The 14,496-nt window shown below is 48.4% G+C and carries 21 protein-coding genes; 10 read left to right on the top strand and 11 right to left on the bottom strand.

The annotated features are described in order from the left end of the window. Positions 1–383: 383 nt before the first annotated feature. The 8 genes from LJ707_RS02415 to LJ707_RS02380 form a co-directional block, all read right to left on the bottom strand. Entirely contained in the window at positions 384–926 is a 543-nt protein-coding gene (locus LJ707_RS02415) for an NADPH-dependent FMN reductase (protein WP_228949137.1), read from the bottom strand. Positions 927–945: 19 nt separating this feature from the next. Then, positions 946–1,821 carry a pirin family protein gene (locus LJ707_RS02410; protein ID WP_228949136.1) on the bottom strand — a complete coding sequence of 292 codons (876 nt, stop codon included), beginning with the start codon at positions 1,819–1,821 and terminating at the stop codon, positions 946–948. Positions 1,822–2,068: 247 nt separating this feature from the next. Continuing rightward, a complete protein-coding gene (locus LJ707_RS02405) occupies positions 2,069–2,494 on the bottom strand; it encodes a nuclear transport factor 2 family protein (protein WP_228949135.1) in 426 nt (141 codons plus the stop codon). Positions 2,495–2,639: 145 nt separating this feature from the next. Then, a complete protein-coding gene (locus LJ707_RS02400) occupies positions 2,640–2,825 on the bottom strand; it encodes a hypothetical protein (RefSeq protein ID WP_228949134.1) in 186 nt (61 codons plus the stop codon). Between the two features lie 79 nt (positions 2,826–2,904). Next, positions 2,905–3,204 carry a hypothetical protein gene (locus tag LJ707_RS02395; protein WP_228949133.1) on the bottom strand — a complete coding sequence of 100 codons (300 nt, stop codon included), beginning with the start codon at positions 3,202–3,204 and terminating at the stop codon, positions 2,905–2,907. 21 nt (positions 3,205–3,225) lie between these two features. Further along, positions 3,226–3,972, bottom strand: coding sequence for an SDR family oxidoreductase (locus tag LJ707_RS02390; RefSeq protein ID WP_228949132.1), 747 nt, complete (start codon positions 3,970–3,972; stop codon positions 3,226–3,228). A 30-nt stretch (positions 3,973–4,002) separates the two neighbouring features. Further along, the gene (locus LJ707_RS02385) at positions 4,003–4,932 is read right to left on the bottom strand and encodes an NmrA family NAD(P)-binding protein (RefSeq protein WP_228949131.1); all 930 of its coding nucleotides are present in this window, start codon (positions 4,930–4,932) and stop codon (positions 4,003–4,005) included. A gap of 27 nt (positions 4,933–4,959) precedes the next feature. Next, complete coding sequence (locus tag LJ707_RS02380; RefSeq protein ID WP_228949130.1) at positions 4,960–5,256, bottom strand: helix-turn-helix domain-containing protein; 297 nt, start codon at positions 5,254–5,256, stop codon at positions 4,960–4,962. Positions 5,257–5,435: 179 nt separating this feature from the next. On the opposite strand from LJ707_RS02380, the gene LJ707_RS20275 reads away from it, so the two are divergent. Further along, positions 5,436–5,567, top strand: a complete 132-nt coding sequence (locus LJ707_RS20275) for a hypothetical protein (RefSeq protein ID WP_255678690.1) — start codon at positions 5,436–5,438, stop codon at positions 5,565–5,567. Positions 5,568–5,817: 250 nt separating this feature from the next. Here LJ707_RS20275 and LJ707_RS02375 read toward each other — a convergent pair whose 3' ends face one another. Further along, positions 5,818–6,693 (bottom strand): pirin family protein, encoded by an 876-nt coding sequence (locus LJ707_RS02375; protein WP_228949755.1) that lies wholly within the window; start codon positions 6,691–6,693, stop codon positions 5,818–5,820. A 96-nt stretch (positions 6,694–6,789) separates the two neighbouring features. Beyond that, complete coding sequence (locus LJ707_RS02370) at positions 6,790–7,374, bottom strand: Crp/Fnr family transcriptional regulator (RefSeq protein WP_228949129.1); 585 nt, start codon at positions 7,372–7,374, stop codon at positions 6,790–6,792. Positions 7,375–7,674: 300 nt separating this feature from the next. Between LJ707_RS02370 and LJ707_RS02365 the strand changes: the two genes are divergently transcribed. The 3 genes from LJ707_RS02365 (at position 7,675) to LJ707_RS02355 (ending at position 8,867) form a co-directional block, all read left to right on the top strand. Beyond that, entirely contained in the window at positions 7,675–7,977 is a 303-nt protein-coding gene (locus LJ707_RS02365) for an N-acetyltransferase (protein ID WP_228949128.1), read from the top strand. A gap of 95 nt (positions 7,978–8,072) precedes the next feature. Continuing rightward, positions 8,073–8,441 carry a helix-turn-helix domain-containing protein gene (locus LJ707_RS02360; protein WP_228949127.1) on the top strand — a complete coding sequence of 123 codons (369 nt, stop codon included), beginning with the start codon at positions 8,073–8,075 and terminating at the stop codon, positions 8,439–8,441. A 108-nt stretch (positions 8,442–8,549) separates the two neighbouring features. Continuing rightward, positions 8,550–8,867, top strand: coding sequence for a hypothetical protein (locus tag LJ707_RS02355; protein ID WP_228949126.1), 318 nt, complete (start codon positions 8,550–8,552; stop codon positions 8,865–8,867). A gap of 288 nt (positions 8,868–9,155) precedes the next feature. Here the strand turns inward: LJ707_RS02355 and LJ707_RS02350 are convergent, their stop codons facing one another. Next, positions 9,156–9,509, bottom strand: a complete 354-nt coding sequence (locus tag LJ707_RS02350; RefSeq protein ID WP_228949125.1) for a hypothetical protein — start codon at positions 9,507–9,509, stop codon at positions 9,156–9,158. Positions 9,510–10,103: 594 nt separating this feature from the next. Here LJ707_RS02350 and LJ707_RS02345 point away from each other — a divergent pair. From LJ707_RS02345 to LJ707_RS02320, 6 genes are all read left to right on the top strand, one after another. Then, on the top strand, positions 10,104–10,676 hold the full coding sequence (locus LJ707_RS02345) for a GNAT family N-acetyltransferase (protein ID WP_228949124.1): 573 nt from the start codon (positions 10,104–10,106) through the stop codon (positions 10,674–10,676). Positions 10,677–11,550: 874 nt separating this feature from the next. Next, the gene (locus tag LJ707_RS02340) at positions 11,551–12,066 is read left to right on the top strand and encodes a hypothetical protein (protein ID WP_228949123.1); all 516 of its coding nucleotides are present in this window, start codon (positions 11,551–11,553) and stop codon (positions 12,064–12,066) included. A 12-nt stretch (positions 12,067–12,078) separates the two neighbouring features. Then, positions 12,079–13,140, top strand: a complete 1,062-nt coding sequence (locus LJ707_RS02335) for a DUF932 domain-containing protein (RefSeq protein ID WP_228949122.1) — start codon at positions 12,079–12,081, stop codon at positions 13,138–13,140. Between the two features lie 53 nt (positions 13,141–13,193). Beyond that, positions 13,194–13,676 carry a hypothetical protein gene (locus LJ707_RS02330; protein WP_228949121.1) on the top strand — a complete coding sequence of 161 codons (483 nt, stop codon included), beginning with the start codon at positions 13,194–13,196 and terminating at the stop codon, positions 13,674–13,676. 1 nt (position 13,677) lies between these two features. Next, positions 13,678–14,013, top strand: coding sequence for a penicillin-binding protein (locus LJ707_RS02325; protein ID WP_228949120.1), 336 nt, complete (start codon positions 13,678–13,680; stop codon positions 14,011–14,013). Positions 14,014–14,027: 14 nt separating this feature from the next. Continuing rightward, positions 14,028–14,453: a hypothetical protein gene (locus LJ707_RS02320; protein ID WP_228949119.1), complete on the top strand. Its 426-nt coding sequence runs from the start codon at positions 14,028–14,030 to the stop codon at positions 14,451–14,453. The last annotated feature ends 43 nt before the right edge of the window (positions 14,454–14,496 follow it).

The raw sequence follows: 14,496 nt of genomic DNA, 5'->3' as shown, positions 1-14,496 counted from the left end.
CAGATGGCTGTATGCAATAACATAGAATGAACAGATCAGGATCGGCAGGAAGACATCAGATGGCCGCGTGCGCAGCTTAAGTGAGATATCGCCGTGAAGAAGCCTTTCCCGTAGGATCGGGCTTCTGATAGATCATCACTTCAAAATATTTTGCGATTTTACCAAATTTGGCCTATCAGACCGGACGGCAGCGATCAAAGTCATCCCCAGCACTGAGATCCTTAAACAGGTCCATGACCAGACGTCTCGTTAATGTTCCGAATGCATTGACCATCCGGGCCTAATGCCCCTCTTTGCCTACCTTAATGGCAACTCCAGAGCTCAATCCGCTGCCGGTCCTATAATGAAAGATAGACTTTTTCCAAGGTATGCCTAAGTGTGCGCTATACCAGGAAATCGGCTTTTATTTTTTCAATCTTACTTTGAAGTTCAGCTGCCGCCCCCGCGTGTGTAATGCCTTTTTCGCTGTCGAAATTCTCGTGGAAACCGGGAAGTGAAAAGGTATCGATAATTTTTGCACCGTAATAAGGCAGTGTGGTGCTTGCGATGTTCAGCACGGAAGCCCCGCCCCTCGGCCCCGGCGAGGTGGCCATGACAAAAGTCGGCTTATCACCCCAGAAAGCTTTGCGTTCCGGGATTACCGAGATCCAGTCAAAAATATTTTTAAATGCGGTCGTGTATGCGCCGTTATTCTCGGCAAGCGAAATCAGCAGCAGATGACTTTCGTCGATTTTTTCCGCGAAGTCCAGCGCCTGCTGCGGAATGCCCGTCTTTGCGATTTTATCGACGCCGAATAAGGGCATCTCGTAATCATTCAGATCAAGGACCTCTATGGTGTGTTCACGAAAGAATGACGCGACGTAAGTGACCAGTTTTTTGTTAATAGAAGCAGCGCTGTTGCTGCCCGCAAATGCTAATATTTTCATGCGCTGATTTTTTTTGGTTTTAATAATTATATGACCCCTGTTCAATACTGCCGTATTTACCGGAATGATAATCCTGGTAGGCCAGATCAATTTCCTTTGCTGAATTCAGCACGAAAGGTCCCCGGGCGACCACAGGTTCTTTGTATTCCTCCCCGCCGAACAATAACAGATCGATAGCCGTACCGGAGGTGTTGCTGATATCGATATCGCCCGCATGCCGGTCAAACACCACCAGTTCCCCGGCTTTGGCATCAGCTCCGTTCAGGTTTACAGTTCCTTCCGTTAAAAATGCGGCAACTTCCATCCCTTCCGCCAGGCTGAGGGAAAAATATTTACCCGCTTCCAGGTGGATATGATAAAGGAACTGTTCAGCATAATCGGGGATTTTGGAGCTGAGTCCCTCATACTGCCCTACCACTACTTTAATCCAGCCGCGCTCAGACTGCAGGGTTTTCCTGGGTACTTCCTCAGCCTGTACCGCCACGTGGGCCGGTTCTTCCGCTTTGTTTTTTGCCGGCAGGTTTATCCAAAACTGGAAACCCTGGATATATCTACTGTCCATCTCTCTGTCATAATTGAAATTTTCATCATGTACGATGCCGTTACCGGCTTTCATCCATTGTGCCCCGCCTGAATGGATCTTGGCGCGATGGCCCCGGCTGTCGAAATGTTCTACTTCGCCCTGCAGGATATAGGTTAAGGTCGCAATTCCCCGGTGCGGGTGCGCCCCCATTCCCCTTTTGTCTATATGCGGCTTCAGGGCCGGTGCAACATAGTCAAGGAAAACAAAAGGGCCGACTTTCTCTGCATACCTGTTAGGCAGCACCCTGCTGATCGTCAGCGGGCCGACGCTGGTCAGGCTGCCTTCCGTGGAAAAATTGATTTGCTTTTTCATGCTTGATTATTTTGATGGTTTCTGCGTCCCTGTTATGGCGTGGTTTTATAAAATGGCCTGAGGAGTTGGTCGCGTACTATAGCTAAAATTCTGATTTAAAGCTATTAAGCCATTTACAGTTCAAACTCAACTTCAATCGCCTTATCTCCGATGCTTTCATACAGGTTCAGGGAAAGCACTACGCTCATCTTTGCTACAAAGAGCCGCTGACCGCTGTCAGCGGCTCTTTCTGCGGTGCTTCAGTTTCTTAGAAACTACCTCCGCCCATTGCTTTCTGGAAAGCCTGCGGGTTCCAGTATTCCCGGTAATTAACGATCTGCCCGTCGCGGAAGGTCACGAAAGTAGCATAGCTCATCTCGTATGGGTTACCGCTGCCGATCACAACTCCGGACGCGCTCCATTCCGCAATGGCAACATTTTCATCATCAGTGCCATATATTTTCAGGGTCGGGAGTGATTTTACATCGATGTAACTCGGGTAATCCTTCAGGTAGGCATACAGTGCTTCACGGCCTTCAAACCTCGATTGTGAACCTTCCGGCGCAAAAGGAAATTCTGCAACGACATCCGCCGCACAAAGCTCTGACCAGCCTTTCATATCTTTAGCCAGAAAGGTGTCCAAACTTTTACGTAATAACTGAGTTGCCGGGATGTTTTGATTGTTATTGCTCATTTTTTTAAGAATTGATATTTGTCTTTTGATATAGCAAAGTTGCGGCAAACCCGGACCCTGCGACGATGAGGTAGCGCAAGAAAAAACATTGACATTTATCAATAAAAATGGTCATCTGAATGTCCGGCTTGCGGGAAGATACTGATTACCAGGCCCGGTTTTTACCAGCGGAAACGCGCTTCATCTCCCCGGTATAATCCGGATCGAGATAGATATGAACGCTTGCGATCAGGTCGTCCCTGAACCTGAATACATTGCATAAACGTCCGCCGGGCATTTTGCCACCTTCCCGGGTTTTGCCGGCGAGTGTTCCCTTAGAGGTTCCTTCCACGATCACATAATCGCCGGAAGGCATCATATTCAGGTTATCGTAATCGTGTTTTATAATTCAAGTGTACCTTCAGAACCTTTTACCATTTCGAAAAGCGATCCCCTGCCGTAAACGAATCCGAACTTCGGGAAATAAATTTCCGCGTCTTCGTGTAACAGGTCAAGCACGTCCGGGCCGCCGCCGCGAGGATCACTGCAGGCGCGGCATCGAAGAATTCCCGCCGGCGGTGTTCTCCGATCCCGAACGTTGCCAGGCCGGCCTGGTCTGCGAGCTCGATCCTCGCCAGGAGTTCTTCCAGCACCACGGCCCCCTTCAGCGCGCTTTGGTTACTTCCTGCAAAACTGTCTACGCCGATTTCCATATAAGACTTTGATTTCATTTAACATTTCCGTTTTGCGCATCAGATGCGCCCGCCGCCGTTGGCGATTATCTGCTGACCATTTATCCATGCGCCTTCCGGTCCTGCCAGGAACGCAACCACACCTGCAATGTCCTCCGGCTCGCCCATTCTTCCCAGATTCATGTTTTGCGCTATTCTTGACATTTCCTCCGCTGAAGCTTCCTTTTCCATCAAAGGGGTCTTCGTCGGACCAGGAAAAACGCTGTTCACCGAAATCTGCCGCGGACCCAGTTCCTGTGCAAGGATTTCGGTAAGCACTTTACCGGCTGCTTTGCTCGGCGCGTAAATACCCAGGCCGGCAGCGGGATAAAGTGAACTGGATGAAGAGATCTGGATAATGCGCCCGCCGTTCCTGACATGCTTTGCCGCCTGCTGCAAAACGAAATAGGTTCCTTTGTAATTGACGGCGTTGATCCGGTCGAAGTCTTCTTCGGTAACTTCTGCAAGAGGTATACCCATTTTGGCGATTCCTGCATTTGCGACGACAATATCAATGCCTCCGAATTCCCCGATCACCTCGTTATAAAGCCCTATGATCCCGGGGACGGATCCGACGTCGGCTAAAAAAGCTTTAGCTGTCCCGCCGGATTGATTGATTAGATCAACCACCCCGTTAGCCTGTTCGGGACTGCCGATATAATTAACGGCTACTGCAATACCGTCTTTTGCCAGGCGGATGGCAATGGCGCGGCCGATCCCGGTTGCTGCCCCGGTAACCAGGGCCACCTTTTTTGTTGTTATAGACATATCGTATAATGATTTCTGGTTTGAAACAGGTTAAATGCGCTGCTGGGTTAAGTGGGCTGACATCAGGTCGGCGATGCGAACGGGCACCCTGGACTTTAAGAAATCAGCGAGCGTCTGAAGCAGGAACGGGTGCTTTTCATCCCGGGTAAGAGCCAACAGCGAAGCGGGTGATATTTCGCTGTTCATCCTTTCAAAATACCGGCGCAGGTTATAGATTTCGGGTTGAAATAGCCGGAGTAAAATTTTGTTTTTTGAACGGTAGCTGACCTCCTTTTCGAAGGCAGCTGTCATCGATCCGGCAATATCCTTACCCGGGATAAATTCGCTTACCAGCGGGATGGTCATACTGCTGTAACGGCCAGGGTCAGCAATGACCGACGCACAATACCGGCCGATATCAGACAGCGCAACATACGGCACCAGGGTATCGGCCTGGTAATTTCCGCATAATAAATTCGCATGGCCGGGGCGGAACTGCGCTTCAAGCTGATCAAAATAAAGTCCCGGCCTCAGGATGGTATATGGGACCTGCTCCCGCCCAATAATGGCTTCCAGGACGAACTTGCTGTCAATAAAACTGACACCCGATTCTTTTTCATTGTAACGAAAGAAACTGCTGAATACGAGGTGGCTTACTTTTTCGGTTTTACATGCCCAAATGATGTTTTTGCCCTGTATGATCTCCTTATCGGCATCATAACTTAATGTATTGCCTGACCAGGGCTGCGTGACCCCGAAAACAGCAAACGCTCCCCGGAACGCGGCCTGCAGGGAGCCTAAATGATGGAAATCTCCCTGTAAAACCCTTGCCCCTGAATTTTCCAGGGCGGCAGATGCTGAACCGCCCGGGTCTCTTGATACAACAGATACCTCATAGGTGCCCTGATTAATCAGCGCATTGACTACCGCACCTCCCTGATGCCCGGTCCCTCCGCATACCACAACCTTTTTTTTATTCATCACCTCTATGCTTATTAGGGTACCGGTTTAAAGTGCCTGTTCGCTGTCACCGGCGCGAAGGCGGCCTGCGATAACCTCCCGGTGCAGCAGACCCCAGTTACTGATCACGACAATTACCTCCCTGAGCGATTCACAATAAGCAGTTGCTGCATATTCTACTGTAACCGGACGTGTATCTCTGACTTTACGGGATACCAGTTTATTCGCCTTCAGTTCGCTGAGTTCCTTTGACAAGATACGGGGGAAATACCGCTTTCCCTCGACAGCTGCCGGAACTGCCGGCTGCCTCTCAGCAGTAAGATGGTGATCAGTACCGTTTTCCATTTTCCGCCGATCACATTAAGTGTTTCCTGCACCATTTCGTTCGTATGAGAACAATCCTCAAATTCATTATCCATATACATTTATGGTTGTTTTCCAGTCTGACCGGTTGGATTTCCTGTAAATCAGGCAGTTTTTACTGCTAGTATATTATTTCACAGACCAAGATAACACCCGGAGCAATGGCTTACCGCGCAGGTTACATCGACAATACCGGCTACATTGATGATACCATCATCATAAGATTTGCGAATGCCGGTGATGGGTGGGGCGATAGTCACAAACGAGGACGGAATATGCCGGGGTTCCGGTAAAGATCTATAGGTTTCGGGGTCAGCCCGTCCGGCTGTACAGGTATGGACCCCGCATTTCGTCAACAGCAGGTTGCTGTGAATTCCGGGCTATAACCGAGAACCGCCGGCGACAGGTTGTTATACTGACCTGCAGGTCATCCCCTGAAGCAGCGATAAGCTTTTTATAGTAGACGGATAATCAAGTGTCCAACCAACTTTTTCCTTCGAACATACATACAACGGTCAAAAGCCACCGGCTGAGCGGGTCAGTTCATTTGCTGACGCTGATCTCGCCGTAAACCCCTTCGAAAAAATCTTTGTAGGCTTCGGCAACTTCTTCCGGAGAATTCATCACAAATGGCCCTTGCGCAAAAATTGGTTCATCATAAGGCTTACCGCCAAATATGATCACGTCAGCCGGCATGATCCCCGGGTTATCAAAAACAATAGCTGCAGTCCCGGATGCAGGTATAAGCAGTTCGCTGTTCCCTGCAGGTTCGCCGTTGATCCTCACTTCGGCCGAAGGCACGAACAGGGCATATTCAATGCCGGATTTTGTATTTAATGAATAGCCGGATTTGGGGTTCAGCTTCAGGTGATAGATAAATTCACCATGGAATGTCCTGACCGGTGAATCCAGTGAACCACAGCTCCCGATCAATATGCGGATGCTTCCGGCCAGCTCAGGAAGTTCTGCCTCCGGAATAGCTGATGCCCTGAGCAGGTGATATTCCGGCTGGCCTGACTTTGCGGCCGCGGGGAGGTTGATCCAGAACTGCAGGCAATGAAGTAAGCCGCCTGAGCGCCGGAAGTCCGGTGCCGGGCTTTCATTATGCAGAATACCGTTACCGGCATTTAACCATTGCGCCTCCCCTGCCCCGATTATACCGTAATTACCCGCGCTGTCCACGTGCTCCAGTGCACCGCTCAGCACATAGCTGAAAGTGGCGATACCCCGGTGCGGATGTGCCTGTCTTCCGTTATAGCATTGCGGTTCACACGCGCTGAAGGCAGTCGGATACAGGTGGTCGAGTAAGAAGAAAGGGCCGGCTGACAGGGCTTCCAGACCGGGCAGCAAACGGTTTACCAGCAATTCTCCGACACCGGCATTTTTACCGCCATAGCGGTGCAGCATTTGTTTATTCATCACGATTATTGTCTGTTTTACAATAGTGGTGAGAATACCCGGAAAGGAATTTGATGTAAATTAAATAATGCTGTTGATAAATATCAAGAAAACAGGCTAAGGCTTCACGCCCGCATTCTTTCGAATCCGGCTGAGTGTCTCCGGCGAGATCCCTAAATAAGAGGCGATCATGCCCTGGGGAAACCTTTGCAGAAGCTGCGGATAGCTACCGTAGAAATCATCATACCGTTCTTCCGCGGTCATCGTAATAGAAGCGTGCATTCTTCGCTGGCTGGCGATGTAGGAACGCTGGTCCATTGTCCGGATCATTTTAGCTATGGCAGGTATCTCAGCCATCAGCGGCTGCATCAGCGCAAAGGTGGTCACGAGCATTTCCGTATCTTCTACAGCGTCGATATTATACTTTGACGGTACCAGGTCCGTGTAACTCTCGGAATCGCCTACCCACCATTCTTCAATGGAAAACCGGAGAATATGTTCATTGCCTTTCTGATCTACGGAATACATCCGTGTAGCTCCTTTTATGATAAATCCTACAAACTTACAAACATCGCCCTCCTGAAGAAAATACTGTCTCTTTCTGAGTTTCTTCGGTTTGAACGCGCTGCTGATCATTTCCTTCTCTTTTTCAGACAAAGTCATGTCAGAAAGTTTTTCGGCATATCTAAAGAGGTGCTCCATTATTCAGGTCATATTTTAACAGTTCTTCCGGTACGCTTTGAACAGGTATACCGAAAGTACGATTTACTGATGCCGTCCCTGCCTGGCCACCGCAGGTCAGGCAAGCGGACAATCATAGGGTAAAGTTAGGAATTTCTGCGATTTCCAAATAGCCGGCTGTAACCGCCGAACCCGGCTTTCCCCCTGCAGCCAGCGTTCTTTCTTGACATTTATCAAGATGATTTTTTAAGACAGGTCAAAATCCGGGCGGTTCCTTACCTGTAATTTTGGATATCAATAGGAACAGATAAGATAACGAAAATGGAAAGCACCTTAAACAACAATATTCCGGAAAGGCATTTTGAAATGGAAGTCAGCGAACAGCATGTCTTTGTAGAATATCAGGAAAATATGGATACCATCAATTTGATATATACCCACATACCTAACCGGCTGATCGGGACGGGTGCCTTCAGGATGCTTGCGGAAAGTGTCATCAGTTTTGCAAAAAGCGCAAAGGTCAAACTGATCGCGACAGATACCCTCTTTAAAAATTACCTGCCGGTCCACCCCGATCACAGCAGGTTGTTTAAAGCGCTTACGCCCGGGACGATCCATCCCTGATCAGCTCCTGCTTTCTCACCGGCCTGTTCCACCGCAACATGCGCTGTTGCAAGTCCGAAGGGATGATGATTAACCTGTTATTTATTAAAAAAACCATGGATGATATTGAAACACAGGATTGCCAGAAAATTTACCTGGCAATCCAGGACACCATCTCCGTTATCGGCGGAAAATGGAAATTAATCTTGCTTACCGAATTACTGACAAAGGGTGACCGGCAGTTCCGGCAGTTGTCACGTGATGTCGGCATTACCTCACGCATGTTGTCAAAGGAACTTGATGACCTCGAAGCAAACAAACTGGTCAGGAGAACCCCGCTTGATACCCGGCCGCTCACGGTGGAGTATTCGGCGACAGCTTACAGCAAGACATTGAAGGATGTTGTATTGGCTATGAGCAGCTGGGGAAAAAGGCACCGGGAAGTAATTGCAGGACGTGATCCGGACGTAGAAAATGCGCCGTGAAAGCCAAATCAGCCTCAAGCCCGGGATTAACGGCGCAACAGGCGCGTTGAAGACGGGCATACAGGTTGCATGTGCCATACTCTGCCTGCTTACTTTAAATATTGATAAATGTCAACTGAATTTCTTGACCAGCTTCAATTCCTGCGCAGATTTCAACACCGAACTTTACAAAGTAAACCAAGCACATTTATTATTATGAAGTTACTTGCTGCTCTTATCGCTATCCTGATGCCCGAGCTTAAATCCGAGCATGTATTACCGGTTCTGGTATTGGCATCCTTTATCATGGCCTCACTTCTGATGAGGGCCAACGTTCTGCTGAATTGCTTAAAAAGAAACCTGAAAGTTATTAAAGCCGGCTGTGTCGGGTTGAACGAAAGATTATTAGCTGTAAGGCCGGAACAGCATTTTAGGCTTTGTCATTAATCGCCCTGATGAAGGGCATTTATACATTCACGCATGTGATCATGTCAGTGAGCCTGATTATTTTATTAGTCGCCGTTTTCCGAAAGGACAAAGATCCTAAGTAAGTCTAACCTGATACCGCGGCTTAATAAAAAAGGCCCTCCCCTGTCTCCATACCGCTACCAGGCCATAGTGCTTTAACCGCGCCGGACGCTTCGCTTAATCCAACTCATTCACCCCTCACGCAGGCTCCGGAAACCTGCCCCCGCGGAAAAAATTCCGAATACGCCCTTTAGATTCTTATGTCCGTCATTTCCGGGATTTTGGACTTTTTACGGCCGGATAGACGACCCGGAAGATATCCTCATCTGTTGCATCAAGCGGGAACTGCCAGACATCAAACTCTTCCGTATCGTGAATAAATAGTGCCGGTTTAAAATTCGGATCACTGTTTACAAACCGGTCATATTCGTAAACCATAGCAAGGCTGAGTATCCTGTTGTTTTTAGTGAAAACCAGATCGAATACATCTTTCCTTTTTTTGATTTCGACCTGCTGCTTCTTTGCGGCATAGCCGGCAAAGATGGTGGACAGCAGCCGGTCAAGTATATCTTCCGGCGATACGGTCTCTTCCGTTTCATCGGAATCAAAAAAACATCCCACTGCTTTTCATCAAGGAGCGTAAAGCCGGCATTTTCTGATTCAGATTCGAAAGGCATCACTTCCAGGACGAATGACTTTGCATCTTCACTGTCTGTATAACAATCTGGCTCGGCGATAATCTGATTTCCGGCCACAACATTGTAAGAGGTGATCTTATGTATTTTTTGTAAAGTGCTATCCCTATTCAAATATCAGCATCCGGTTCGTTTTTTAAATGGGCGCAGGAAGGCAGCTGAACAATCCCGCAGATAACTGTTAACGAGACCGGGCGTATCGGGACTGTTGCCGCCACCGATCCGGCTCATGCATTCCGCGGCGCTGCATTACTTCTCCCGATCACGGCGGCCTGAGCAAAAGCCTGACTGCCGTATGCCTTGCACACCGCCCGGATCAGCCCGTACGCGCTGCTTAACCTGGCTGATCCCGCCCGCTTATCCGGCAGTCAGGCACTTGCTCCTTCAATTTCCTCCAGGCCGTTATTTACAGGATCTCACTGAATATGCCTCCCGCTAACCGCCACCTGCTTTGAGCAGGTTAAAAAGATTGTGAGTAAAATAACTTGCGATGTATACCTGACATTTCTATTTTGCACCCATGCTTCAGCCTGTTTGCCTTGAAAACAAAAATTACATCATCCATCCCTTCAGGTCAGAAGACATGAAAAGGTATGGTAAACTGGTCAAAGAAATATTCCACCTGTTGTCCGACGACGACACCCTTCACTTCCTTCCCGAAAAACGCCTGCGCTCGGTCTCAGAGGCAGATGCATGGCTGCAGGGAGCGATCCTTAATTTCCATTGCGGACGGAATTTTATTCATTTTATCACGGATAAAGTCACCGGGAAACTGGTGGGGATGATCGATATCATATCCCCGGAAGTGGCGATGACCAATTACCGTTTGGACGACTATCCTTATTTTATCGAATTCTACCTGGCAGGCAGCGCGCGGGGTCAAAAGATCATGTCCACCCTATTGCCCGGGGTTGTTGCGGAACTCCAGGAACGCAATATTACCATTTTGGGTGCGGTGGTAAACCGCCGGAATACGGCAGCTCAAAAGGTGCTGGCCCGAACAGGTTTCCGCTTCAGGGCTGCCTTTGATCCGGTGCAGGACCTTTATGAATTGTCGGTATCGGAAATGATGCCGTTCCGGCAAGCCGGCTGAAAGTTCAGATCTTTGATCAGCCGGATGATCCTTATTTCTGAAGTTGTCCCGTAGATAACTTTATATTGGGAAAAGGACCTGCCCCAACATAAAGATCCCCCTGTCCATTGACTTACAGCCTGTTTTAACCATACGGTTACGACTTATAAATATTATTGCTTCCTTTCTTTGTTGCAACACGTAGAAACCGGGCAGGCAGTGATCCCTAAATACCGCCTTTTTGCCGACATGATCGCTCATGCCTGGTACACCGTAAATTATTCAAGATCCCTTTTGGTCGGCAGGATAAACTGCAACAGGCAACAGAGCAGTTAAGGTCCAGGGAAAACCTGACCATTGACGCAGGCCGTGACGTGAAGCCATCTACAGTCATTTGGATAATAGCACCGATAAAGCGACTTTGCGCGACCTGCGGTATTTCAATGGCGAGATTGCTTAGGTAAATCCTGGCAACACCGGATGTACGATCATCAGCTGGCTGGCGATCTGCTTTAGCTATTACCGCGCTGCTTAGCATTAGCTCACAGGAACTCATTTTCCTTATTTTTTTATTGTTTTTCATCCGACGGTGTATCCCGCTGATCGCTAACTCCTGATCAGTTATGCGCTCCCGCATTCCTTCCTGCTTCCCGCCTTCATGCTGTTTTTACCGACCGGGCAAAAAGCACAGCTAAGCTCGTGCCCGGCGGATGCTTTGGGTGGTCAAAAGACTACGGCATAAACGGCTTCCTCCCCAAAGGGTCCCCTCCCATTATTCCGTTTCCTTTTGCCTGTAACCGGCCACGTACTGCTGCTTTCTTTTTCCCCTCATCGCTAAAAACACAAAGAAGAGGCTGGCAAAAAAGAAAAAAATTAACAAAAAAACATAAAGAACATGGCAAACTGGTGCAGCAACAGAGTAGAATTCATCGGCGAACACAGCCAGATGGAACAATTGGCCAGCCTGTTTCAGGCAATGGCAAAAAAGGAGAAAAAAGACAGGTGCGGGCAGCTGCCCGAGTGTGCAGAGATTTCGGACACAGGCTACTTCTTTGAGATCGGTTGGGAGAACGGCATCCTGTATTATCTGACAAAATGGTCGCCTAACAGGCGCGAAGTGATGCGGATTGCCATCAGATATGGCGTCGGCTTCATCCACAGCTACAATGAACCGGGCAATATGGTATTCGGCGAAACGCAATACCTCAACGGGGTATGTACCGATATCGACCTTGATCCCGACGATTTCGCACAGTACGAATACGACGAAGATAACGATACCTACCGCTTCGAGAACCGAAACTACGAAGGCCCGGAAGACATTCTGCAAACCCTGCTGGAACGCAAAAAGGCTGCACACAAACAGCACGACCTCAACCCGACCGATAACGACCAATCCGCAACATTTTAAAAATCAGATATCATGGCACACCATCTTAATTACAATCAGAAAAACAATGAACACGCATTTTTCAGCGTAAAGGAAAAAGCATGGCACGGACTCGGCAAAATTGTCGACCAATACCCCACCAGCGCCGAAGCTATACAGTACGCCGGGCTGGATTATTCCGTAGAAAAACGCCCCCTGTTTACCTACGATACCGGTAACCACTACGGTGAAACGGATGTGATTATCCCCGAAATTAAAGTACCCCACTATTACGCCACCGTCCGAACCGATACCGAGGACGTGCTCGGCGTAGTCGGCAAAGACTATGAAATAGTACAGAATATCGATGCTTTCCAGTTCTTTGACGCTATCGTCGGCGGTGGTGACGGTATCCTGTACGAAACTGCAGGCGCACTCGGCAAGGGCGAACGCATTTTTATAACAGCGAAGCTGCCTGATTATATCCGTGTCGGCAAGGAAGACCTGATCGAACAATACCTTTTCCTGACCACTACGCACAACGGCTTCGGCAGCATTATGGCGGCATTCACGCCCGTGCGTATCGTCTGCAATAATACCCTCAACGCAGCACTCGGCAACCATACCAATGCCATCAAGATACGCCACACTTCATCGGCCAACGATCGTATCAGGCAAGCACATACTTTAATGGGTATCAGCAGCAATCTATCCAAAGAACTGGACGGGCTGTTCAACCGGTGGGCGCAGGTACGCATCACTGATAAACAGGTTAAGAAACTGGTGCAGATCGCAATGGCACCGAACAAGGAAGTATTGCAGAAGCTGCAAAATGGCATCGTAGACGAACTATCCGCCAATTACACCAACATGGTGGACAAGGTTTATGAATATGCCTTCGGCAGCCCTAACCAGCAGTTGGCCACCACAGCAGGTACGGTATTCGGTGCTTACAACGCTGTGACCGGGTATTTCCAAAACGTCCGCAATTACAAAGACGAGGAAACCAAATTCAAATCCATCATAGAAGGCACAGCCAAACTGCGCGGACAGACCGCTTTCAACCTGTGCAAGGAATTTGCCATCCATGGCGCAGAGGTGCTGCGCTTTAATTAATCAACCCACAAGGGGGAGCAATCCCCCTTATCTCAAATCACAATACTATAACCATGAAAAGATCAGGAGAACCAACACCCTATATCATGATTCTGGCCGACACCGCCAGCGAATGGGATAACTGCGATTTCGCCGTCATCCATTTAACCGAAGAATGGAAGGGCAAAATGAGGGAACGCCTCGCTGAAATTGAACGTTTCGGAACAGATGAGGAATTATGCAGCCTCCTTTACTGGGACGCCCCTGTCGGATTTTATCAGAACAATGACGAAGATGAAAACGGCACTCCCAAAGACCTGCTTAACGAGGACGAAGTGTGGTGCTATATCACCCTTGAAGATGGTGAACCTGAAAACCTGGTAGCACCGGAAAGCAGACTGGGCACATTTATGCTAACCGTTTATCCCTACGGCACAGCTACGTACAACGCCATCGGTAAACATTCCGGTGAAGAGTACTGGACGGAAGCATTTGACATCAGCCGGCTCACTAACTCCGAGAAAGCAAATGTTTTATTAACAGCTAAATCCGAATAATATGACACGCTCAAATCTGCATATCATACTGAGCAACGGTAAAAAGATTAAATGCGTTGCCGACAGCAGCAGCGCACCCGAACAGGGCTATATCGTCGAAAATCTGCTATTGCCGCTTTTGGAAATCAGCGAAGCTGAGGCGGAACTCAAATTGCTTAGGGAACATTGTTCCATGAATGAACAGCGCATCAATGCAATGTATCGTTATGAAATCAACCTGCTTACCAAACGGGTTTCATTCTATGAGGAAAGCTACAACGACGGTACGGGCAGGTTCACCCGTGGTGAGAACATTACAGAGCGGTATGATGCTTACATACGAATGATTAAGAACTAATCAATTTCAAAAAGATGGTAAAGATCAAAGAAGGCTATGTAATGTCACCTAGGGAAAAAGCGGAGTTTGAACGTCTTGATGCGCTGCCCCGTAAACTGAGTGGCAGGGTTGACTATTATTTCAAACCACAAACGAAATACCCACCGCGCATTTATGTTTTTATGCATGCTGAGATATGGTGCGACCGGAACCGCAGACCGATGGGGCTTTATTACGCGGTGCCTTTTCTGTCCCGACCGATGAATCGAGAGGAAATAGAATACCATCATTTCAATCACCGTCTTTGCTATTACCAGTACGATGACTGGAATAAGCTAATCGTTGCAGAAGAACGGGAAGCGGAAGTGCTGGATATAGAAAGTCCTGGATATGGTGCTGAATTTATAGAAAAATTAAAAACTTTAAGCAAAAATATGACCTTAGACAATCAACATCATTAAAAATACATCCACATTATTAAACAAACGGTATAAACAGTACCAA

It is taken from the genome of Mucilaginibacter sp. UR6-1, from assembly GCF_020880975.1.
GTDB lineage: Bacteria > Bacteroidota > Bacteroidia > Sphingobacteriales > Sphingobacteriaceae > Mucilaginibacter.
The sequence above is the reverse complement of the archived record's forward strand: the minus strand, read 5'-3'. Positions and strand labels throughout refer to the sequence as shown.